The organism is Sphingomonas sp. SUN019 (assembly GCF_024758705.1).
Taxonomy (GTDB): domain Bacteria; phylum Pseudomonadota; class Alphaproteobacteria; order Sphingomonadales; family Sphingomonadaceae; genus Sphingomonas.
The window spans coordinates 1,750,593-1,773,303 of sequence record NZ_CP096971.1 but is presented as its reverse complement, the minus strand read 5'-3'; the positions used below and the strand labels follow the sequence as shown (position 1 = coordinate 1,773,303).

The 22,711-nt window shown below is 65.5% G+C and carries 18 protein-coding genes and 1 tRNA gene; 11 read left to right on the top strand and 8 right to left on the bottom strand.

Features of this window, described 5'->3' with window-relative positions; all coding sequences use genetic code 11:
• Positions 1-96: 96 nt before the first annotated feature.
• The 9 genes from M0208_RS08610 to M0208_RS08570 all read left to right on the top strand — a co-directional run bounded on the left by M0208_RS08610 (position 97) and on the right by M0208_RS08570 (position 8,980).
• The gene (locus M0208_RS08610; RefSeq protein ID WP_258891297.1) at positions 97-489 is read left to right on the top strand and encodes a cytochrome c family protein; all 393 of its coding nucleotides are present in this window, start codon (positions 97-99) and stop codon (positions 487-489) included.
• Positions 490-547: 58 nt separating this feature from the next.
• Entirely contained in the window at positions 548-1,558 is a 1,011-nt protein-coding gene (locus M0208_RS08605; RefSeq protein ID WP_258893203.1) for a sugar phosphate isomerase/epimerase, read from the top strand.
• Between the two features lie 30 nt (positions 1,559-1,588).
• Positions 1,589-2,890 carry a sugar MFS transporter gene (locus M0208_RS08600; RefSeq protein ID WP_258891296.1) on the top strand — a complete coding sequence of 434 codons (1,302 nt, stop codon included), beginning with the start codon at positions 1,589-1,591 and terminating at the stop codon, positions 2,888-2,890.
• Positions 2,887-3,795, top strand: a complete 909-nt coding sequence (locus tag M0208_RS08595) for a hydroxypyruvate isomerase family protein (RefSeq protein WP_258891295.1) — start codon at positions 2,887-2,889, stop codon at positions 3,793-3,795. Before M0208_RS08600 ends, M0208_RS08595 begins: the two co-directional genes overlap by 4 nt.
• Positions 3,796-3,818: 23 nt before the next feature.
• On the top strand, positions 3,819-4,637 hold the full coding sequence (locus M0208_RS08590; RefSeq protein ID WP_408988142.1) for a DUF1080 domain-containing protein: 819 nt from the start codon (positions 3,819-3,821) through the stop codon (positions 4,635-4,637).
• Positions 4,634-5,191, top strand: a complete 558-nt coding sequence (locus M0208_RS08585; RefSeq protein ID WP_258891293.1) for a gluconate 2-dehydrogenase subunit 3 family protein — start codon at positions 4,634-4,636, stop codon at positions 5,189-5,191. The genes M0208_RS08590 and M0208_RS08585 overlap by 4 nt, the downstream gene beginning before the upstream one ends.
• The gene (locus tag M0208_RS08580; protein WP_258891292.1) at positions 5,188-6,024 is read left to right on the top strand and encodes a sugar phosphate isomerase/epimerase; all 837 of its coding nucleotides are present in this window, start codon (positions 5,188-5,190) and stop codon (positions 6,022-6,024) included. The genes M0208_RS08585 and M0208_RS08580 overlap by 4 nt, the downstream gene beginning before the upstream one ends.
• Positions 6,025-6,045: 21 nt before the next feature.
• The gene (locus M0208_RS08575) at positions 6,046-7,728 is read left to right on the top strand and encodes a GMC family oxidoreductase (protein WP_258891291.1); all 1,683 of its coding nucleotides are present in this window, start codon (positions 6,046-6,048) and stop codon (positions 7,726-7,728) included.
• 94 nt (positions 7,729-7,822) lie between these two features.
• On the top strand, positions 7,823-8,980 hold the full coding sequence (locus M0208_RS08570; protein ID WP_258891290.1) for a VCBS repeat-containing protein: 1,158 nt from the start codon (positions 7,823-7,825) through the stop codon (positions 8,978-8,980).
• A gap of 12 nt (positions 8,981-8,992) precedes the next feature.
• Here the strand turns inward: M0208_RS08570 and M0208_RS08565 are convergent, their stop codons facing one another.
• Complete coding sequence (locus M0208_RS08565) at positions 8,993-9,694, bottom strand: GDSL-type esterase/lipase family protein (protein WP_258891289.1); 702 nt, start codon at positions 9,692-9,694, stop codon at positions 8,993-8,995.
• 34 nt (positions 9,695-9,728) lie between these two features.
• Positions 9,729-13,136, bottom strand: coding sequence for a glycosyl hydrolase 2 galactose-binding domain-containing protein (locus tag M0208_RS08560; RefSeq protein WP_258891288.1), 3,408 nt, complete (start codon positions 13,134-13,136; stop codon positions 9,729-9,731).
• 136 nt (positions 13,137-13,272) lie between these two features.
• On the opposite strand from M0208_RS08560, the gene M0208_RS08555 reads away from it, so the two are divergent.
• Complete coding sequence (locus tag M0208_RS08555) at positions 13,273-13,458, top strand: hypothetical protein (protein WP_258891287.1); 186 nt, start codon at positions 13,273-13,275, stop codon at positions 13,456-13,458.
• A gap of 36 nt (positions 13,459-13,494) precedes the next feature.
• Positions 13,495-13,671 (top strand): hypothetical protein, encoded by a 177-nt coding sequence (locus M0208_RS08550; RefSeq protein ID WP_258891286.1) that lies wholly within the window; start codon positions 13,495-13,497, stop codon positions 13,669-13,671.
• Here M0208_RS08550 and M0208_RS08545 read toward each other — a convergent pair.
• From M0208_RS08545 to M0208_RS08520, 6 genes are all read right to left on the bottom strand, one after another.
• Positions 13,655-14,602: an ROK family protein gene (locus tag M0208_RS08545; protein WP_258893202.1), complete on the bottom strand. Its 948-nt coding sequence runs from the start codon at positions 14,600-14,602 to the stop codon at positions 13,655-13,657. The two genes, M0208_RS08550 and M0208_RS08545, sit on opposite strands and share 17 nt — an antisense overlap.
• An 85-nt stretch (positions 14,603-14,687) precedes the next feature.
• The gene (locus M0208_RS08540) at positions 14,688-15,914 is read right to left on the bottom strand and encodes an ROK family transcriptional regulator (protein ID WP_258891285.1); all 1,227 of its coding nucleotides are present in this window, start codon (positions 15,912-15,914) and stop codon (positions 14,688-14,690) included.
• 166 nt (positions 15,915-16,080) lie between these two features.
• The gene (locus M0208_RS08535; RefSeq protein WP_258891284.1) at positions 16,081-17,391 is read right to left on the bottom strand and encodes a sugar porter family MFS transporter; all 1,311 of its coding nucleotides are present in this window, start codon (positions 17,389-17,391) and stop codon (positions 16,081-16,083) included.
• A 10-nt stretch (positions 17,392-17,401) separates the two neighbouring features.
• Complete coding sequence (locus tag M0208_RS08530) at positions 17,402-18,937, bottom strand: tryptophan halogenase family protein (RefSeq protein WP_258891283.1); 1,536 nt, start codon at positions 18,935-18,937, stop codon at positions 17,402-17,404.
• A gap of 93 nt (positions 18,938-19,030) precedes the next feature.
• Positions 19,031-22,081, bottom strand: coding sequence for a TonB-dependent receptor (locus M0208_RS08525; RefSeq protein WP_258891282.1), 3,051 nt, complete (start codon positions 22,079-22,081; stop codon positions 19,031-19,033).
• Between the two features lie 418 nt (positions 22,082-22,499).
• Positions 22,500-22,574, bottom strand: a tRNA-Thr gene (locus tag M0208_RS08520).
• Positions 22,575-22,711: the final 137 nt, after the last annotated feature.

Sequence of the window (22,711 nt, the reverse complement as noted above, 5' to 3'; positions counted from 1 at the left end):
TGGCGGCCTCGCTTCCTTAATTCCGATAAATGGTTGCACATATTGTTCGGGGCCGGTTACATGCACTGACCGATCGTTGCCAGACCGGAGAGGACAATGAAATTATTGATCGGACTGCCGCCGGTTCTAGCGGCATGTCTTGCGTTAGGTCTGCCTTCGCTTTCTTCGGTACAGGCACAACCCGCCGCCAGCGCGGGTGCGCAGGCGTTTGCCGCGTGCCGCGCCTGTCACACGCTGCCAGCGGGTGGTAAGAACACGGTGGGTCCGAACCTGCACGGCCTGTTCGGGCGTCAGGCGGGGTCGGTCGCCGGGTTCAACTATAGCGCCGCGCTGAAGGCGTCGAACATCCGCTGGGACGAAAAGACGCTGAGCGAGTATCTTGCCGCGCCGTCGACCAAGGTGCCGGGTACGCGAATGGTGGTGAAGGTGGCCGATCCCGCACGTCGCGCCGCGCTGATCGCCTATCTCAAGACCGAAACGTCGAAGTGAACGTCGAACGAGCGGAAGCGGCAGCGTGAAAGGCCCGGCGGTCTTCCTGGCGCAGTTCATGGGCGATGCGGCCCCGTTCGATACATTGCCGTCGGCCGCGCGCTGGATGGCCGATGCCGGTTATGCCGGCGTCCAGATTCCGACGTGGGACAGCCGCTGCATCGACTTGCGTCAGGCGGCCGAGAGCCAGGATTATTGCGATGAGCTGGTCGGCGCCTGTCGCGAGGCGGGGGTCGAGATAACCGAGCTGTCGACCCATTTGCAGGGTCAACTGGTCGCGGTCCACCCGGCGTATGACGTGGCGTTCGATGGCTTCGCGCCAGAGGCGTTGCGCGGCAAGCCGGCCGAGCGGCAGGCGTGGGCGGTGGAGCAGCTTCATCTGGCGGCCAAGGCCAGCAGGCGGCTGGGGTTGAATGCGCATGCGACCTTTTCCGGCGCGCTGGCGTGGCCGTATATCTATCCGTGGCCGCAGCGCCCCGCGGGGCTGGTCGAGGAGGCGTTCGGCGAGCTGGCGAAAAGGTGGCGGCCAATCCTCGATGCGTTCGACGAACAGGGCGTCGACCTCGCCTATGAGATTCACCCAGGCGAGGATCTGCACGACGGCGCCAGCTTCGAGCGGTTCCTGGCGGGCGTCGGCGATCACCCGCGCGCCAACATCCTCTACGATCCCAGTCACTATGTATTGCAGGCGCTCGATTATCTGCAATTCATCGACATCTATTACGACCGCATCCGCATGTTCCACGTCAAGGACGCGGAGCTGAACCCGACCGGCCGGTCCGGGGTTTATGGCGGCTTCCAGGATTGGATCGACCGTCCGGGCCGCTTCCGTTCGCTGGGCGACGGACAGGTGGATTTCGCGGGGATATTTTCGAAGCTGACGCAATATGGCTATGACGGCTGGGCGGTGCTCGAATGGGAATGCTGCCTGAAGCATCCCGAGGACGGCGCACGCGAAGGCGCGCCGTTCATCACCGCGCACATGATCCGCAAGGCGGACCGGGCGTTCGACGATTTCGCCGGTGGCAGCGATCCGGCGCTCAATCGCGCGATGCTCGGACTGAGCTGAGCGCGCAGAAAATATAACAGAGGAGCGGGCGTGGCGACGACATTGAACAAGGGACGGTTGTTCTGGCTGGGCGTGCTGGCGCTGTTCACCGCCGCCGCTGGCCTCGCCATCCGCGGTGCTATCGCCAGCGGATTGAAGAGCGAATGGATCGATCCGATCGCGCCGTTGAATGCGGGCGAACTGCTCGCCGCGGCGCTGGGCGCGGCATTCCTCAGCTTCGCCATCACGCTGTTCGTCGCCAGCGCGCTGCTCGACCAGATCGGCATGAAAAGGAGCCTGCTGGGAGCGGGGCTGTGCTTCTTCCTCGGCCCGTTAATGATCGTCACCGCGGGCCATGTCGCGACCGGCATGAGCGTATATACTTTGGTCTGGTTCGGCATGTTGCTGAGCGGGATCGGTTGGGGTCTGACCGAAGCGACGATCAATCCGCTGACCGCGCAGCTTTATCCCGAGGACACGACCCACCGGCTGAACGTGCTGCACGCCTGGTTCCCCGGCGGCATCATCGTCGGTGGCCTTGCGGGTTTCTTCCTGTCGGCGGCATTGCCGTGGCAGGGCATCATGGCGCTGGTAATGGTCCCCGCCGTCGCGACGATCGTCATCGCAGCGGCCACGACGTTCCCGCCGCCGCTGCGCACGCAAAGCGGCGTCGGGTTCGGCGAAATGGTGGGCGAGGTGTTCAAGCGGCCCAGCTTCTTCATCTGGTTCGGCGCGATGTTCCTGACCGCTGCGTCCGAACTGGCGCCGGGCCAGTGGATCGATGTTGCACTGTCGAACCGCGTCGGGATGCGCGGGATCCTGTTGCTCGTTTACGTCAATGCGTTGATGTTCGTGTTCCGCCATTTCGCCGGGCGGTTGGCGCACCGGATATCGAATCCGGGCCTGCTGTGGATATCGAGCGGGTTGGCCGCGATCGGGCTGTTCATGCTAGCCCAAGCGCAGTCCCCGGTCGCTGCGATCGTCGCCGCGACGGTGTGGGGTCTGGGCGTGTGCGTGATGTGGCCGACGATGCTCGCTTCGGTCGCGGAACGCTATCCGCGCGGCGGATCGTGGGCGATGGGACTGGTCGGGTCGGCGGGGGCGCTCGCCAGCTTCTTCGTGCTGCCGCGGCTGGGCGCGATGTTTGATCAGGCCAAGATCGAGTTCGCCGGCGGTCCCGAGGCGTTTGCACGGCTGACCGGCGACGCGCGGCTGGCGGTGGAGGATGCGGCGGCGTCGCTGTCGTTCCAGCGGCTCGCGATCCTGCCGGTCATCCTGCTGTTCGTATTCGGCTTCATCTGGCTGCGTGAGCGCGGGAAATCACGCGCCGTGCTGGCGGGAGAGACGGCATGAGCGTGTCGCGACGGACGGTGCTGGCGGCGAGCGCGGTGGGCGTCGGCGCGGCGGCGGTGATCGGGGCGGCTCCTGCACGGAACGCGGCACGCTTCTCGCTCGGCTTCGCCCCGCATGAGGGCAGCTTCACGAGCCGTGGCGGCAGGCTGGAACAGATCACCTTCGCCGCGGACCAGGGCTTCACCGCATGGGAAGACAATGAGGCCGCGGGCCGCAGCGTCGCCGAACAGACCGCGATGGCGAAGGCGCTGCAGCAGCGCGGCATGACGATGGGCGTGTTCGTCGCCAGCATGCCGCGATGGTCCGATTTCCGCCCGCTGCTGGGGGGAAACGACGATGCCGATCGCACGCGCTTCCTGGCCGACATCCGCAGTTCGGTCGACGTCGCCAAGCGGCTGAATGCGAAGCACATGACGATCGTCACCGGGTTCATGGACCGCAAGCTGCCGGTCGACATCCAGACCGGGCGCGTCATCGACGTGCTGCGCCGCGCCGCCGATATCTACGAACCGCACGGCCTGGTCATGGTGATGGAGCCGCTGAACACATTGGTGGACCATCCCGGCGTGTTCATGACGACCGTGCCGCAGGGCTATGCGGTCGCAAAAGCGGTGAACAGCCCGGCGATGAAGGTGCTCGCCGATCTGTATCACGAACAGATCCAGTCCGGAAATTTGATCAACACGCTCGACGCCTGCTGGGACGAGATTGGTTACATCCAGTTCGGCGACAACCCCGGCCGCAAGGAGCCGGGCACGGGCGAGGTCAATTACCGGAACGTCGTCCGCTGGCTGCGTGCCCGGAAATATGCCGGGGTCATCGGCATGGAGCACGGCAATTCGATCGACGGCCGCGCGGGCGAGGACCGATTGGTCGCCGCGTATCGCGCGATCGACGTGGCATGAAGGAGCGTGATGTGAAGCGTATCATGATGGCCGCGACCGCGATCGTCGCGGCAGCGACCGGGAGCAGCAGCGGCATGGCGCAGGAGAAGCCCGGTTTTCGCGACACGCCGATGCTGCCCGACGGCAAATGGCGCGTACACGACGCCGATCGCCCGCAGCCGGCGATCGTCGCTCCCAGCCCCACGCCGGGCGCTGCGCCATCCGACGCCGTGGTGCTGTTCGACGGCACGTCGCTGGGCGCATGGCAGTCGAAGGGGGCGGCGTGGTCGCTGAAGGACGGCGCGATGACCGTTCCGCCGCATGTCGAGGGCGCACCGGAAAACGCGCTGGTCAGCAAGCAGAGCTTCGGCGACGTCCAGCTTCACCTGGAATTCCGTTCCCCCAACCCGCCGACAAAGAGCTCGCAAGATCGCGGCAATAGCGGGATCTGGTTCATGCAACGCTACGAAATCCAGATCCTCGACGGCTATGACAACCCGACTTACGCCGACGGCACGGTCGGCGCGATCTATGCGTGGAAACCACCGCTGGTGAACGCGTCGCGGCGGCCCGGCGAATGGCAAAGCTACGACATCGTGTTCGAACGGCCGCGCTTCGCTGGGGACGGCAAGCTGTTGCGCCCGGCCTATGCTACCGCGTTCCTAAACGGCGTACTGGTGCAGAACCGTCAGCCGTGGCTGGGCAGCACCGTCTGGCGCAAGGTCGCGCGATATGAGGCGCACGGCGACGCCGCGCCGATCCAGCTGCAGGATCATGGCTCGCCGGTATCGTTCCGCAACATCTGGGTCCGCCCGCTGCCCGACGCGGCGCAGAGCCGGGACTTTCAGGGAGCCGTGAAGTGATCGATCGCAGGGACGCGCTGGCGGGTATGGCCGCGATGTTCGGCGCGGCGCTGTACGCACCGCTCGCCCGCGCGGCGACCGGGCAGCTGACACCGATCAGTGCCGGTCCGCCGAGCGCTGCGGTGTTCACGGCCGAACAGCGCGCGCTGATGACCGCGCTCAGCGAACGCGTGATGCCGACCACCGACACGCCGGGCGCAATCACCGCGGGCGTACCCGGTTATATCGAAAAGCTGCTGGCCGACTGGTCGCTGCCGGAGGATCGTGTGCCGATCATCGCCGGACTCGACGCGATCGAGGCGCGCAGCCGGTCCGACTACAAGGTGCCAGGGGCCACGGCGACGCCCGCACAGCAGGACGCGCTGTTGACGCTGGCGATGAACGATCAACTGCCCGGCGGCGCTCAGTTCTTCGAAAGTTTCCGCCAGATGGTCGTCACCGGTTACTTCACGTCGGAAGTCGGCATCACGCAGGAGCGCGAATATCTCCCCGTGCCTGGCCGATATGACGGCGCTTTCCCCTATTCCCAGGTCAACAAGGTGTATTCGTCATGATGATCGACCGGCGGCAATGGATGGCGGGCGGCGTTGCGCTGGCCACCACGATCGCGGCAGGCCCGCTGACCGCGCAGGCCCGGAAGCGCAAGATCGGCCTTCAGCTATATACCGTGCGCGAACTGTTCGGACCCGATCCGACGGGTACGCTCGAGAAAGTCGCGAAGATCGGCTACCGCGAGGTCGAATACGGCGGTGGCGGCTATGACAAGATGGATCACGCCGCCTTGCGCAAGACGATGAACCGGCTGGGGCTGACCGCCCCGTCGATCCATGTCGGATATGAGGCGCTGACCGCCGATTTCGACGGTTCGGTGAAGATGGCCAAGACACTGGGCGCCGACACGATCGTCGTGCCGTACATGGGCGAGACGTTCCGCAACGCCGATGCCTGGAAAGAGGCGGTGGCCGATTTCAATCGCCTGGCCGAACGCCTGAAGAAGAGCGGCCTCGATTTCGCGTACCACAATCACGATTTCGAATTCCGGGTGAAGCCCGGCGGCGTCAGCCTGTTCGACATGCTGGTGAAGGACGGCGATCCGGCGCTGGTGAAGATCGAGCTGGACCTGTTCTGGGCGATCGACGCCGGCGAGGATCCAAAGGCGATCATCAAACGCCTGCCGGGGCGCATCTACGCCTATCACGTCAAGGATCGCACTGCGGACGGCAAGATGACCAGCGTCGGCAAGGGCGTGGTCGATTTCGCCGACATCTTCACGCTGAACGCCGCCGCGGGGGTCAAGCATCTCTACGTCGAGAACGATCAGTCGCCCGCGCCATACCTTCCCGACATCACGACCAGTTTCGGCACGCTCAGCCGTATTGGCGCGTAATAATATTCGAGGGAATAATTCATGGCAGCGACCGACAAGTTCGACGCGATCGTCATCGGCTCCGGGGTGAGCGGCGGCTGGGCGGCGAAGGAACTGACCGAAAAGGGCCTGCGCGTCCTGATGCTCGACCGCGGCGTGATGGTCGAGCACGGCGAGAATTACGATTACGACGGCAAGCCCGCGTATGAAATCCCGGCGCGCGACAAGATGCCGTCGAAGCTGATGGAGAGCGATTATTTCATCGCCAAGCACGGCTATGTCTCGCCCGCCAATCAGAAATATTACAACAACGACCGGCTGAATCCGTACGCCTATGACGAGGGGTCCAAATTCTACTGGATCAGGCCGGCGGCGGTCGGTGGCAAGTCGCTGATCTGGGGCCGCTGGAGCTTCCGCTGGGCGCCCGACGATTTCGAGGCGAACAAGCGCGACAACGTCGGGATCGACTGGCCGATCCGCTATGACGACGTCGCGCCGTGGTACGATTATGTCGAGAAATACATCGGCGTGTCCGGATCGCGCGAGAACCTGCCGCAACTGCCGGACAGCGTGTTTCAGCCGCCGATGCAGATGAACATCGCGGAGAAATGGCTGAAGGGCCGGCTGGAGGCGACCTCACCCGGCCGCAAGCTGATCAATACCCGCTTGTCCAATATGACCGAGGACCAGGAGAACAAGGGCCGCACCAAATGCCAATACCGCAACCAGTGCGGACGCGGCTGTTCGTTCGGGGCGTATTTCTCCACGCAGGCGGTCACTCTGCCCGCCGCCCGCGCCACCGGCAGGCTGACGCTGCGGCCGGATTCGGTCGTCACGAACCTGGAATATGATGCGAAACGCAAACGCGTCACCGGCGTTCGCGTGGTCGACGCGAAGACCAATCAGGCCGAGATCATTCCCGCGAAGCTGGTGTTCCTGTGCGCTTCTGCGCTGGCCTCGACGCAAATCCTGATGAATTCACGGTCTGCCGGGAGCAAGAAGAGTCATTTCGACACCAGTAACACGCTGGGCGGCTATGTCATGGACCATATCTTCCGGGTCGGCATCAACGGCGACATCCCCGGCATGACCGATTATATCGAATATGGCCGCCGCCCCGGCGGCGTCTATATTCCGCGCTTCCGCAATGTCGGTGGCGACGAAAACGTCGGCTTCAAGCGTGGCTATGGGTATCAGGGCAGCGCGCAGCGCGTACCGCTGGCGCCGCAAGGGTTCGGCGCGTCGATGAAGCAGGGCATGCGCGGTTACGCCCCGTGGACGTTCGGAATGACCGCGTTCGGCGAATGCCTGCCTTATGAGGACAATCGGGTCAGTCTGCACGCCGACAAGGTCGATCGCTTCGGGGTACCGCTGATGCGCTTCGACGTCACGTTCCGCGACAACGAAATCAAGATGATGGACGACGCGCGGACCGAGGGGGAGGCGATGTTGCGCAAGGCGGGGATGACCAACGTGAAGAGCGATCGCGGCGAGCATGTCCCCGGCGATGCGATCCACGAAATGGGGGGCGCGCGCATGGGCGCCGATCCGCGCCAGTCCGTGCTGAACAAATGGAGCCAGGCGCACGACGCGGCGAATCTGTTCGTCACCGATGGCGCGCAGATGGCGTCGATCGCGTGCGTGAATCCGTCCCTGACATTCATGGCGCTGACCGCGCGCGCAGTCGATCACGCGGTCAAGCAGATGAAGGCGGGCTCCATCTAGCGAACGGAGTCGCGCGATGCGGTCGACCGCTCACGGCTTGTGGATCGCGGCGTTGCTCGCGGCCATCGCGTGTGAGGCGTAGCCTTCGCCGGAGGTGAAGCCGGCGACTTTCCGTGACGTGACCGCGACCCATGTGCCGCGGGCGCCCGACCTTCACGCGCTGGATATCGCACTGGCCGATGTCGACGGCGATGGCGATCTGGATGCGGCGCTCGCGGTCGAGGGGGGCGCGAACCGGCTCTACCTGAACGACGGGCGCGGGCGTTTCACCTGGCGCGAGGGCGCGTTCGGGGATCAGCCGCATGATACCGAGCACGTCCGCGCGGCCGATGTCGATCGCGACGGGCATATCGACCTGATCTTTGTCGCCGAGGACGACCGCGTCCATCAACTGTTCCTGGGGCGCGGCGGAGGGCGCTTCACCGATGCCAGCGACCGGCTGCCCGCGCAGAGCGAGGGCAACGGGCTGGCGGTGGGCGATGTGAATGGCGACGGCCTGCCCGATATCGTGGTCGGCAATTCGTCCAAGGGCCATGATGCGCGCAACTCCCTGTGGTTAAACGACGCACGCCGTCCGGGCTGGTTCATCGACGCGACCGCGACGCATCTGCCCGACATCGGCAACAGCGCGCAGGGCGTGGCGCTCGCCGATCTCGATGGCGACCGCGATCTCGACATGGTCGTTGCGACCGAAGCGCCGCCCACCCGGCTGCTCATCAACGATGGCAAGGGCCGCTTCACCGAGGCGTCGGACCGGCTCCGGCAAGTGACCCCGCTGGAAACGCGCGAGGTCCATGTCCTCGACGCCAACGGCGACAAGCGGCCCGACATCCTGCTGCTCAACCTGACGAGCAATGCCGGGAAATGGGACAAGAACCCGCAGGCGCGCCTGCTGATTCAGGACGCCGCGGGACGCTTCATCGACGAAACGGCGAGGCGGTTGCCCGCCAATCGTTTCTCGAGCTGGGGCGGCGCGGTGATGGATTTTACGGGCGATGGTCATCCCGACCTGATCGTCGGTGCGATCGCGGTCCCCGGCTTCGAACCGTCGCAACTCCGCGCCTATGTCAATGACGGCGCGGGGCGTTTCCGCGATGCCACGACAGAAACGATACCCGCCGCCACGACCGGCCGAAGCTGGAGCATGGCGGTTGGCGACGTGAACGGCGACGGGGACGACGATCTGTTTGTCGGCGGCTGGGGCACGCAGGCGCGATTGTTGCTGGGGCCTGCGACGCGTCGGAGAAACTGATATCGCGTGATCTTACAACGTCAGCCGCGCCAGGATCGGTGACAGGATCGCCGCCATCGCGTCGTACCCGCTCTGTGTCGGATGGACGCCGTCGCTGGCCAGCCCGGGCTTCATCGCGCCGCGCGCATCGGCCAGTGCCGGGGTGTAGTCGACGAAGGTTGCGCCGAGCGCGGGGGCTGCGGCGCGCGCCCAGGCATTGAGCGCATTGATCGGGGCGATCGTCTCGACACCCGGCCGCCACGGGAAACGCGCCGCGGGCGGGACCGAGGCGAGCAGCACGGCGATGCCGTTGGCGCGCGCGAGCTGGACGATCGCGCGAAGATTGCCCTGCGTCTGCACCACCGTCATGGGGCCGGTATTCCCGGCGATGTCGTTCGTCCCCGCCATCAGGTGCATCGCCCTGGGCCTAAGGGCCACCACGTCGGCCATGACCCGCAGCAGCATCTGCGGACTGGTCTGGCCGCCGATGCCGCGATTGACGCGGCCGCTCGTGAAGAAGCCCGGGCGCTTGTCGCGCCAGCCTTCGGTGATCGAATCGCCCAGGAAGACGATCCCGACGCGTTCCCCGCGATCGGCGAGGCGGCGATTGTCGGCGGCATAGCGGCCGAGCTGCGGCCAGTCCTCGCGGCGGGCCGCATCCGCGTCTTCGGCACGCGCGGCGGTGGCGAGGCCGGCCAACGCGACGCTGCCGATCAGGGTGCGACGTGCGATCATACATGCTCCTGTCGTTGGGGAGACGCGAGCCGCCTCACCGGACTGCGACCTTCGTTTCCGGTACGTTCCAACCGCGCAGGGTCAGGCTGGGGCCAGCGGTCACGGTGGCGGGGTAGCGGACGATGATCGTCTTCTTCTCGCCCGGCAGCAGCGCGACATAATTGTCGCTGTAGAAAGCGGGGAGAATACGCTTTCCGGCGTCGTCGACCAGCGTCAGCTTGGCGTTCAGCGCAGGGGTCTGCGTGCCGTTCGACAGCGTGACGGTGATGCTGCGATCCTCGCCTGCGACCACCGGCGCAGCGGCGGCCGCGGTCAGCGCGACGGGGGCGAGGTCGTTCAGCGCGCGATAGGATGCGGTATCCCTGCCGCGCCAGTAGAAATTCTCCGACACGGTCCTTCCCGCGCGGTCGGCCAGGGTCAGGCTGACCAGCACCACCGGGTTCGTCGCATACAGCCGGTCGAGCGGCACCGCGGCCAAAGGCGTCGCGCGGTTGGCCAGCGCATCCAGCCGGTCTTCGCGAGTAAACAACTCGCGATTGTCGAGGCCGACGACGCGGGTGCGGGCGGTCAGCCCGCGCGCGTCGGCCTGCGTCGTGTTCAGTACGATCAGTTCGTTGCCGGGCAGGTTGAGCTGGACGTGGATCGGCTCGGCGGCCTTCTTCGCACCGTAATAAGCCGCGTGCGTGTCATAGTCCCACGAATAGATTTGCCACGCATTCGACGGCCACGCGGGGTGGGTCATCCACAGCAATCGCCCGCTGTTCTTCGTCCACAGATGCCCCAGGAATCCCTCGTACATCGCCTTGTGCGTTTCGAGGTTCATCATCTGCGCCTTGCGCTCGAAATCGGCGAAGTTGGCGCCGGGGCCGAACATCGTCGATAGCGTCTGCATGAACGTCTTCGTGTCGCCATTCCCGGCGAAATGCCAGTCGTGATAGGCGAGCGTGTCGCCCAGCGGCCAGCGGTCGGCAGGCGGGACGTAGCTCTCGATCGATTCCTTTGTGGAAAATGACGGCGTGCCCGTCTCGACCGAGAATCCGCTCGCCAGATCGGTGAAATATCCCGCCGGCGGGCGGTAATTATACGGCCCGGACCCCTGCAGGTTCACGACGTTGGAACTGCCGGTGAACCAGCGCGTGCCGTCCAGGTCGAACACCGCATCGTCCAGCCCTTCGTTCAGCGCGGGGTAAGGCACGCCTTCGTTGCGGCCGAACCACAGGATGATCGAGGGATGGTTGCGGTAGCGCGCGATGGTGTCGCGCGCGTTGGCCAGGAACAGTTGCGGATCCTGCGGCTCGACCTGGAAATTCTGTGTCGACTGCCAGAAATCGTTCAGGATCATCATGCCGTTTTCGTCGGCCAGATCGTAGAACTCCTCCTCCGTATTGGTGCCCATCCAGTTACGGATGACGTTCATGTGCGCCTCGCGCTGGAGCCGGAAGAACGGCTTCAGCCAGTCGTAGCTGACGCGCTTCATCGCATCGTCCATACCCCAGTTTCCGCCGCGCGCGGCGATCTTCACGCCGTTGACGCGGATCGTCAAATGCGGCTCGGGCAATGTCTCGGCGATCGCGGTGACGCCCGTCGATGTCTCACCCGCCGGGGTCAGCGATTCGGCCCAGCCGTGCGGGCTTTGCTTGATCGCCTCGTGGTTCACCGCGATCAGCTTCTGACCGGCCAGGCCGCCATCGGTCGTCTGGACGTTCACCCGCCGCAACGCGCCCGCGCGGTCGAACAGCGACAGATCGTAGCTGACCTCGCGAATCCCGAATCGGTCGCGCTTCGTATCGGACAGCGCCCCGCCGTCGCGGACCTCATACGTGATGTCGTAGAGCGCCGGGTCGCCATATCCGTTCGGCCACCACAGCCGAGGCTTCGCGATCGTGAGCTGGCTGAACTCGGTGGGCGTGAAGCGCACGTCGGTCCGGCCGGGGGCGGCGGTAACGGTCTTTTCGACCGTCACGCCCTCGAACGCGACGCGCACGGTGACGCTTTTCGCCGTGCCACTGTTCTCCACCGGCACCATGATGTGCAGGTCGGCGCGGTCGGTGCGTGGTAGCGGCAGGTCGGTGACGACCTGCGGATCGCCGATCCGCACGTCGCCGTGAGCGATCAACTCGACCGGACGCCACAGCCCGGTGTTGCGGTCGCGGATGCCAGGGATCCAGTCCCATCCTTCGGCCGCGACGAAGGTCGGGCCGTCGATCGCCATCTGCCCGCCGTTTTCGCCGACGCCGCCCTTCACCGATTGTTCGTGCGGGATGCCGGGGTGCGGCGGCGGTGCGACTTTCACCGCGACGACATTCTCCCCTGCAACGGGGACGAAATCGAACTGCCCGCGGATGAACGCGCCGGTGGTGTTGCCGAGGCGCGCGCCATTGGCCCACATTTCGGCGGCATAGTTCGCGCCGCCGAAAACCAGGGTCAGCTTCTTGCCCGCGGCCTCCGGCGGGACGGTGAAGCTGGTGCGGTACCAATAGTCCTGCCGCGCCAGACTTTCCGGAATCTTCAGATTGTTCAGGCCGTAATAGGGATCGGGATAGACGCCGCGGTCGACCAGCGTCTGCAGCACCGTCCCCGGCACGGTCGCCGCGCGCCACGCCTTGCCCGACACGCCGGGGCGCGAAAGCGTCGCGCCATCGCCCTTCACGTCGGGGGCAGCGGCGAGCGTCCAGCCATTCACCTGCCAGTGGTTCGGCGCGATAACTTGCAACGCGGGGGCGGCCACGACGGGTTTCGCGACCGGGGCTGTGTAGGCGGTCTTGCTTTGCGGCAGTGTCCACGGATCCTGCTGCCGCCACAGCCCGGTATTGGCCTTGTTTTGCCACTCCCAGCCGACGCCGACGCGCCACAGTTGGACAAGATCGAAGTCCGGACGCGCTCGGAAAGCTGCGGCGACCGCGTCCGCCGACAGCGCATCGTCATGCACCGTCGCGCCGACCAGCGTGCCGCCGAAGTGCGCGCGTCCATTGATCGGAGGCGCAATCGCAACCGTCGGCGCAACCGCGCTGCTAGCGCCAATACCCCCGCCGACGCGACGACCATCGACATACAGCATCACCCGCCGCCCATCCGACACCGCGGCGACATGGGTCCAGCGATCACGGGCGATCGCCGGGCCGGTCGCGATCGTCCGTTCCCCATCGCGCAGCGCCAGCCGGCTGTCGACGAGCATCAGGCAGCGACAGGCCGCATCCGGCGTGCCGAGCGCGACGAGCGTGACGGTCCCGGTCTGCCGCGCGTCTGCCCGCACCCAAGTGCTGATCGAATAAGCGGCACCCGCCGACACGAGCGCGTCGGCGTTTGGCAACGGCCGCTCGATCCCGATCCCACCGGGTAGGAAAGTAGCGTTGTACGGCCCCGCACCCTCCGGCACCCCGGCCAGCGCGGGAGCCGCGACCGTGGCGAGCAGCGCCGTGGTCAGGTGTCGAAAAGCCCTCATTCCCATTCTCTCCCGACGGATCGCGGTTACTCACGGACCGCTGTTCCATTTGGCGCTAAACCGTCTCGAATAATTATGACATCAATTTGTCGAATTCGACAAGCCTTGAACCGTCGGCAAGATCATGGTGCGCCGCATGGTCGACGCGGCTGCGCCCGCCCAGCCCGCCAGTGGCGGAATCGCAGCGTCGTTGCGGGAGGCGCTGGCGTCGCGCTGGGCATTGGCGGGGGCGGCGGCGATCTTTCTGTATGTCGGCGCGGAGGTCGCGATCGGAACGCAGATGGCGCTGTTCCTGAACAGCGACGGCATCTGGGGCGCGTAGGATGCGCCGCGCGCGGTCGGCTGGCTGGCGGCGTTCATGCCGCTGGACGACGTGCCCGGCGTATCGCTGCAGGAGGCGGGACGCGCGGTGTTGTTGTACTGGGGCGGGGCGTTCGTCGTGCCGATGACATGCTGCGTGGCGCTGGCCGTGTTCGCGGTGATGGCGGGACCTCGCGCGCCAAAGCGGGAAGCAGCGATCAGCGCGACGCATTGATCCCCAGCGCACCCAGCGCCAGCGCGATCGGCCCGCGCGGCCCGGCTTCGGTGCCAAGACCGGGCGCGCGGACATAGGTTTCGTCGGCGTCGGGGGAGGGGAGCGCGACATAACCCGCGATCAGGTCGCGCAATCGCGTCTCGATCCGCGGCAACAAATGCGGCTGTCCCGCCGCGACGCCGCCGCCGATCAGGATACGCTTCGGTCCGGTCATCAGCACCATTGCGTGCGCCATCTGCGCCAGCGCCTCCACGACGCCGTCCCAGACCGGGTGATTAGCTCCGATCGCGCCGACGTGCGCATCGCCCAGCCGCGCCCGGATCGCGCCACCCGACGCAAGACCCTCCACGCAGCCGCCGTGATAGGGACACACGCCTGGCCAATCGTTATGGGCGAGCCGCGGCACGTGCAAATGCCCGATTTCGCAATGGCTAAGGCCGCGCGTCGGTTTGCCGTTCACGATCAGCCCGACGCCGACGCCGGTGCCGACGGTGACATAAGCGAAATCATCCAGCCCCGCGGCCGCGCCCCAGCGAAGCTCTGCCAGCGCCGCGCCATTCACGTCGGTATCGAATGCGACGGGCACGCCGAAGTCGGCAGCGATCGGACCGAGCACCGCGGCGTCGCGCCAGCCGGGCTTCGCGGTTGTGGTGATGTGACCATAAGCAGGCGAGAGCGGATCGAGATCGAGCGGCCCGAACGACGCGATGCCCAGTGAGACGAATGGTTCTTCGTCCCACCAACCACGCAAGGTCGCGGCGATCGCGCCGATCGTTTCTGCCGGATTGGTCGTGGGGATGATCGATTGATCGACGATATCGCCATCGGCCGTCGCGCGAACGCAGATGCACTTGGTGCCGCCGAGTTCGACCCCGGCGATCAGCGCACGGCGACCCGTGTCCTCAACCGCGTGCGTCCGTTCCTGCCGCATCTTCCTCCCCGTACCGACGATCGACCGATAGTCGGGATAGGGCGGCGGGATGCTCGACCGCAAGCCAAAAAGGAAAATTGATTTATTAAATTGCGGCGTGATGGTGTATCGGGTCGCCGGTCCGTTCACGGCGCAGCGCGCCCGCATCCGCTGGCAGCAATAACTCGCCGAACGGCAGCAATGCTGCACCGACGGCGGCGGCGTCCTCCGCCAGCGCGGCTGCGCGGATCGGCGCGATCGCGGGCGCGTGCCTACCGTGCATCCGGACCAATGTGTTGGTGCGGTGCGCAATCTGTTCGATCAGGGCGATCGGCAGCCGCCCGCCGACTAGCACGACCTCCGGGTTCAGCAGGCAGTTGACCGCGATCATCGGCTGCACCAGCGCCTGCGCCGCGCGCTCCACCCAATTCTGGATGACCCGCGCGACTGGCGCCTTGGTCACGTCGGGCGCGCGGACGCTCTCGCCGGACAGGCCCGCCAGATCGAACTCGCGCGCCAGGCCGGCCAGCGAGAGGATGTTCTGCAATTGCGTCATGCCGCCACGGCCATCGTCGACGATCATGAAGCCGATCTCTCCACTGCGCCCGTCGGCGCCGCGATCGTAGAGTGAGTGGACCACCACTCCGCCGCCCAGGCCGAACGTCGCCAGCAGATAGAAGAAGCTGGAATAATGCTGGCCGAGGCCGAACTGCATTTCGCCGATCGCCGCGGCGGCGGCGTCGTTCTCGACCAGGATCGGCACGTTCAGCGGGGCGGCGAACAGTTCCTCCAGCCGGGTTGCGGACCAGCGTTCGTAGTCGGCCGGGCGTCCCGGCAGATCGACAGCGCCCAGATCGTCCGGCAGCGCCACACCGATCCCCGTGACGGCCGACCGCGGCATTCCCGCCTGGGCAAGCAATGCGTCGATTTCCCCGGTGTAGAAGGCGCGCACGTCCTCCGGCATGGGAAACGCCATCTCGCGGCCGATCCGCGCGCGCACTGCGCCGCCGAAATCGACCGCGACCATCGTCAGATGATCGCGGTCGATATTCACCCCGACCGAAAACGCACCGTTCGGATTGACTACCAGGCGTGTCGCCGGTTGCCCGCGCCCGCCACGACGCTGACCAGCACGGTCGAGCAATCCCGATTCGAGCAGGCGGTTGGTTATGTTGGTCACGGTCGCCGGGGTAAGGCCGGTGACATCGGCCAGGTCCGCGCGCGTCACGGGGCCATTGACGCGGATCGCGTGCAACACGACGCGCTGATTGTGTTGCCCGGCATGTTCGATGTTCGCGCCGACGAGTCGCGGCGACTGGCGGGCGCGGATCATGCTGCGTGACCGCTTGTGTGGTTGGGCACCAAGTGTTTGCTGCCGATCTTCAATCCGTCGCTCCCAACCATCGCCGATCGATAGCTTACGGCAATCATTTTACGAATAGCTATCGGCAAGGAAAATTGCGGAAGTGGGCGTGGGCCTCGTGTCATCCGACCGCCGGTCACGCGCCGGCCCGCGCATGCTGATCGTTTGCAAGCCCGCCGCTGATCGATTCCAGCGACCGTCGTTTCGTTTCGGGAAACCAGCGTGCGACGAGCACCGCCTGCAGCAGCATCGCCGCGGCGAATACCCAGAAGGGCAGCGCGCGGTCCGCCTGCGCCAGCACGGGAAAGGCGAACGAGAGGACCGCATTCGCCACCCAGTGCGTCGCGCTGCCGATCGCCTGCCCCTTCGCGCGCACGTCGGTGGGGAAGATTTCGCTCAGATAGACCCAGATAACCGCGCCCTGCGACATGGCGAAGGCGACGATGAACAGGATCAGCAACGGCAACAACAGCGCGCTGGAGGCAGCACCGGTATAAACCAGCGCTACGCCCGCCAGCGCGATCGACGTGACCACCCCACCCACGATCAGCATCGGTTTGCGTCCGACGCGGTCGATGATCGTCATCGCCACCATCGTCGCGACCAGATTGGCGACGCCGATCGCCACCGCCTGCACGTCTGCCGATAGCCCAACGAACCCGCCCGCCGCGAAAATGTCGTTCAGATAATAAAGGATCGCGTTGATGCCGGACAGCTGGTTGAACAGCCCGAGGCAGATCGCCAGCAGGATCGGCTTTCGATGCGAGGCCCAGCGTAAATGGCCGGTCGCAACTGCGTCGGTCGGGGCGTCGTCGATGCCGAACCGCGCCGCCGCCGCGCTCGCCTCGTCGCCGCGGCCCGCTGCGCGCAGCCAGCGCGGGCTTTGCGGTACGCCGATCAGCAGCAGAAGGAAGGCCATCGCCGGAACTGCCGCGACGGCCAGTTTCCAGCGCCACACGATCTCGGCCGCAGCGACCTGACCGACCGCGAAATTGCTGGCGTAGGCGATCAGGATGCCCAGCACGATGTTGAACTGGAACAGCCCGACCAGGAACCCGCGGCGCGCGGGCGGGCTGATCTCGGCGATATAGACCGGCACCAGCACCGACGACGCGCCGATCGCGATGCCGCCGATGAAGCGGAACGCGGCGAAGGCAGTCAGGCTGTCGGCCAGCGCACAGCCGACAGCCGACACCACGTAGAGCAACCCGATCGCACGCAGCACGCGCAGCGTCCCGAAGCGGTCGCCCGGCGCGCCGCTGAAGATCGCCCCCGCCAACGTGCCCCACAACGCCGCCGATACCGCCGCGCCAAGACCCGCCGCGCCCAGCGCGAAATTCTCGCGCAGCGCGTCGGTCACGCCGGAGATCACCGCGGTGTCGAACCCGAACAGCAGGCCGCCCAGCGCCATCGCGGCAACGGCGCGGGTATGCGCCAAGGTTGTCATGGGGGCGTCGTCACGCCGCGCGCGACCGGTTGCGGGCGAGGAAGGCGGCGTGCGGCTCGGCATGTTGCAGCGTCGCGCCGATCGCCGCGCGCATCCGGTCGAAGGTATCGGTCAGTTCGGCGGTACTGAACTGATCGGCCAGCGGGCTGTGCCGCGCGGGAAGGTCGCCGAACCCCGCATACATGCTGAGCCAACTGGGATCCTGAAACGTATCCCATTCATGCCGCACGAATTCGCCGCCTGCGCGCCATGCGTCGAGCCGGCCTTGTAACGTGCCGGGTAATTCCATCGTCCGCATCGCATCCCAGAACCGCTCGCCGAGTCGCTTGTTCGCGGCGTAATGGAGAACCAGGAAATCGCGGATGCGCTCGAACTCCAGGACCGATTGCTGATTGTAGGTCTTGGCCAGGCGCGGGTCCATGCCGCGGTCGGGGAACAGTTTCACCAGCCGCTCCAGCCCCGACTGGATCAGGACGATGCTGGTCGATTCCAGCGGTTCGAGGAAGCCCGACGACAACCCGATGCCGACGACGTTTCCTTCCCAGAATCGCTCGCGGTGGCCGGTGGTGAAACGCAGGCGATTGGGCTCGGCGAGGACTTCGCCCTCCACATTCTCGCGCAGCACCGTTTCGGCCTCATCGTCGCTGATGAACTCGGAGCAATAGACGTGGCCGTTGCCCACCCGGTGCTGCAGCGGGATAAGCCATTGCCAGCCCGCCGCGCGCGCGGTGGCGGTGGTCATCGGCTTGTGCGGTCCGGCCGCGCGGCACGGCAACGCGATCGCGCGGTCGCACGGCAGCCACCGCCGCCAGTCGCGATACGGCACCGCCATCGCTTCGCCGAGCAACAGGCTGCGGAAGCCCGAACAATCGATCCACAGATCGCCCTCGATCCGCCCGCCGTCGGCGGTGGTCACCGCGACCACCCGGCCGTGGCCGCCGTCGCGTTCGACATGGTCGATCCGGGCGTCGATATGCGCAACGCCATTGGCCATCGACAGACGGCGCAACATCGCCGCGAATTTCGATGCGTCGAAATGGACCGCGAAGTTGAATACGCCCAGGTCGTTCACCACGCGGTCGGGCGGCGGCAGGAACAAAGATCGCTCGGCCAGCTGAGTCGCAAGGCAATAATGCGACAGCGGATGTTCGTGCCCGGCTGCGCGCAGTTTCAGCCAGTAATGATGAAATGCGACGTCGCGCGCGGGAACGCCGTACAGGCCGAAGGGGTGAAAGAAACTTTTCCCCGCGCCCGCCCAATCGACGAAACGGATGCCGTACTTGATCGTCCCTTCGGTCGCGGCCAGCACCTCCGGCTCGCCCAGTTCGACCGCCTCGAAGAAGTCGCGGATCGCTGGGACCGTAGCTTCGCCCACCCCAACGGTTCCGATCGCCGAACTGTCGACGACGGTGATCGCGATCGGCAGATGGCGCAGCTTGCGCGCCAGATAGGCGGCGGACATCCACCCCGCCGTGCCGCCGCCGACGATCACGATCCGCCGGATGTTCCGTCCGATGTCCTGATCGTCGTGCTGATGTTCGGTCATGCTTCGTCCCCGGCGCGGTCGTGGCGTAAACCGGTCCCGGAAAAAAGTCCCGCTGCCATCAGGGAGGAGACGGCAGAGGGAGTAGGGGACCGTTCAGAACTTGGCGCGGACGCCCGCGATGAAGCGCCGTTCGTAGATATTCTCCCACGCGACCTGATCCTGGAAGGTCAGGTAATAGCGTTCGGTTTCCGCGGTCAGGTTCGACGCCTGGCCATAGATCGTGATGTTGGGCGTCACGTCGAACGCGATCGACGCATCGAGATAATTGGTCGGGCGTTGATACTGCGCCAGCCCGGTGATGCCCGCATAGTCCGACGACACCAGCCGCTTCGACCGGTAGTTGTACGCCACGCGCGCCTGCAGCCCATATTGTTCGTACCAGAGCGCGGCGTTCGCCTGATGCTTCGAGTTGTCACCGAACGGCTGATCCGCCCCGGACAGGTCCGTGCGCCCGGTGTCGCCCAGCGACAGCGTGTAATTGGCGTCGATGCCGAACCCGCCGAAGAAGCCGTTGACGCCGTAGTCGGCCAGCGCCTGCCGCGCCGACGCCTCGACGCCCTTCAGCGACCCGCCTTCGCCCTGAACGATCGTGTTGACCGGCACCGGGCGGCGGATCACCCCGTCATTGTCGGGAATGTCGTTGCGGATGACAGTCGCATTCTCGATGAACTTTTCGACCGACAGATAATAGGCGCCGACCGCGATCAGGCTGGATTGGCCGGTGTAATATTCGACGCTAGCCTCGACGTTATCCGCGCGCCACGGGTCAAGCTGCGGATTGCCCCGCGCGCTGGCGCCCGTCGCGGCGAAGATCGGCGTGCCGGTCCCCGTGGTGTTGATCGCGTAATTGACGTTCAGTCCGCCACCCCATTGCAGGAAATCGAGCAACGTCATCGTCTTGGCGAACGACGCACGGACGCGCAACTTGTCGGTCACGTCCAACGATGCGTTGAAGGCCGGCAGGAAGTCGGTGAAATCGCGGTCGACCACCACGTCGCCCGCATCCACCCCGGACACACCATAAGGCTGCGGCGCGCCGACGACGTTCTGGCGGACCGAGAATTTGGTGTTGACAATGCGGACGCCGCCATTCGCCTTGATCGGCATACCGCCGATTTCACCCTCGCCATTCACCTGCACATAGCCCGAGATCTGGCGCAGGTTGATCCCGAACGAATCCGCCGGGTTCACGTTGTTGCGGCTGCCGGGATAGAATTGGTTCTGAAACGCCTCCGAATTATCGAGCGCCTTTGGATCGAGCACGAACAGCGGCGGGGTGCCGGCGGCGGGCAGATTGAACTGCTTGATCAACCCGGCAAAGACCGGGTCGTTCGCCTGCCGGGTGTAGCCCGCGGTGTACGCAACGCCCTGAGCGTCGCGCACGCTGCACTTCGGATCGTTCAGATTGACGTCGAACGCCTTCCATTTGACCAGGCAGCCTGCGGACGGGTTCGCCGAATTGTCGGTGTTTCCGGCGTAGAAGGGCGACACGCGTTCGAACGTGAACTGTTCGACGCTGCGTTCGCCGTAGCGGCCACCCGCCTTGATCGACAGCTGATCGCTGGGCTTCCATTCCAGATCGCCGCGGAACGCCCACAGGTCACCATCCTGATAGACGTTGTTCTCAGACGAGATCGTCTTCAACCCATAGCGCGATACGTCCGCCGCCTGCGCCAGGAACGCCTGGGGGAAGGTGAAGACCGGCGCGCCGCTGCTGTAATCGACCGTCGCCTTTTGCGAATATACCGGATAGCCGGTCGGGTTGAAGCGCACGTCGCCGCCGAGCGACGCCGGGTAGTTGCCGGTTCCCTGATACCCCCATTGCGATCCGTCGGTCAGGCTGAACTGGAGATAGCCCTGATCGGATTTGCGGCTGGCCTTGCCGTAGATTCCGCGGACGGTCGCCTTCAGCGTCGAACTATTGTCCCAATCGAGCTGCAGATTGTAGTTCTGCGATTCCGATTTCGTGCGGAACGTTTCGGCATAACTGTCGAAATTGGCCAGGTCATAGGCATAGGTCTGGACGGTGTTCAGGTCGAAACCGCCCACCACCGCGCCGGTGTTGCGCGAACTGGTCGGCAGATACGGCGATGATTGCCAGTCGACCATCTGAAACTGGAAGCCCGCGGTGCGATCATATTGCGTCTGCTTCGTGTAGAAACCGTCGGCGGTCAGCTTCAGCGCATCGTTGATCTCGAACTGCAGCGATGCGTTCGCGCCGAAACGCTTGCGGCTGGTGATCTTGTTCCAGGCGGTGTGCGACTGCGGCGTGATGAACGCGTCGTTCGCATCGCCATCGCCGTTCACGTCGAACCCGACGATCTGCCCTGCGCCGTTGCGGACCGGGGTGCCGCGGCTGACGCCGTTGTTGCCGACCGCGAAGTCGCCGGAATTGGTGGCGCTGCCGCCCTCGTTGCGCAGCGCGACGCCGTAATCCTGGATGCCGCGATAGCTGTTCGACAGGTCGAGGTCGCTATACGCCGCCGACACTAGGATGCCGACGCGCCCGGAATTGTACGCGATCAGGCCGTTGGCGGACGGATTCCACTTCTTCGTTTTGTCGCCATATTGCGCTTCGACCGCGCCAGCCACGGTCAGGCCGTTCTTCAGGTCGAATGGGCGCCGCGTCAGCAGGTCGACGGTGCCCGACAGGCCCGCTTGTTGCAGCGAGGCGGTCGGCGATTTGAACACCGTCGCGCCGGAAAATAGCTGCGACGGGATGTCGGTGAAGTTCGGCTGCACGGTCGTGACCGAGTTGGCGCCCAGGAACTGTTCGCCATTCATCAGCGTCGTCACCTGCGGCAAACCGCGGATGTTGATCGCGCCTCCTTCGCCGGCCTCACGCCTGATCTGCACGCCCGCGATACGCTGCAGCGAATCGGAGATGGTGACGTCGGGCAGCTTGCCGATGTCCTGCGCGCTGATCGCCTCCACCACGCTGTCGGCGTTGCGCTTCACCTCGATCGAACGTGCCTGCGATGCGCGGATGCCCGTCACGACGATGTCGTCGGCGACCGCTTCCTGCGGCAATCCCTGTTGTTCATCGGCGGCAGGTGCGGCCTGCGCCAGTGCGGTGGTCGGCAGGATCGCCGCCGCGGATACCGCCGCAAGCAAAGTCGCCCGAATATGTCCCCGATCCATCATCGATCCTCTCCCTGCGCCGCGGACCCGGTCCTGTCACCGCACCCGCCACCGCGTTCACGCGGTTTATTTAAATCGAATTGTTTTATTCGAGTTTGGCCGACGGGTGTCAAGCTAAAACAGTCTCTGTCTGATCGGCCGGGTTGGCTCAGTCCACCGGCCGACACCGTGACGGCGGATGATACTGCAGGCCAGCAAAGGGGTTCACGCTCCGCACGAGCGATCTGCGGAACAGCAAGGACTGTTTTTTGTTCTAAGTGTCGATCCGCGCCGGATCGCGGGCGGTTGCACCCAAGAATGCGCGATCGCGACCGCGACGCTGACCGCCACGGATCATCGAGAGTGGATGCCGTGGCTGGTTCCGAGCCATGATTCCCAACCCCGATGGGGAGGGGCGGTATCGATCTAAGTCATTGAAAAATGGTGCTGCCGGTGAGGATTGAACTCACGACCTCAGCCTTACCAAGGATGCGCTCTACCACTGAGCTACGGCAGCACTCGCCTGTCGGCGGAAGCGGCCTAAGAGACGTCTGGGCGGCGATTGTCAAGGCGCGTCGGGTGCGCGATAGCGTGGGTATGAACGAAATCCCTGCGCCGAAGGACGATCGCGCCGCGCGGCTGGCGGCGCAATTG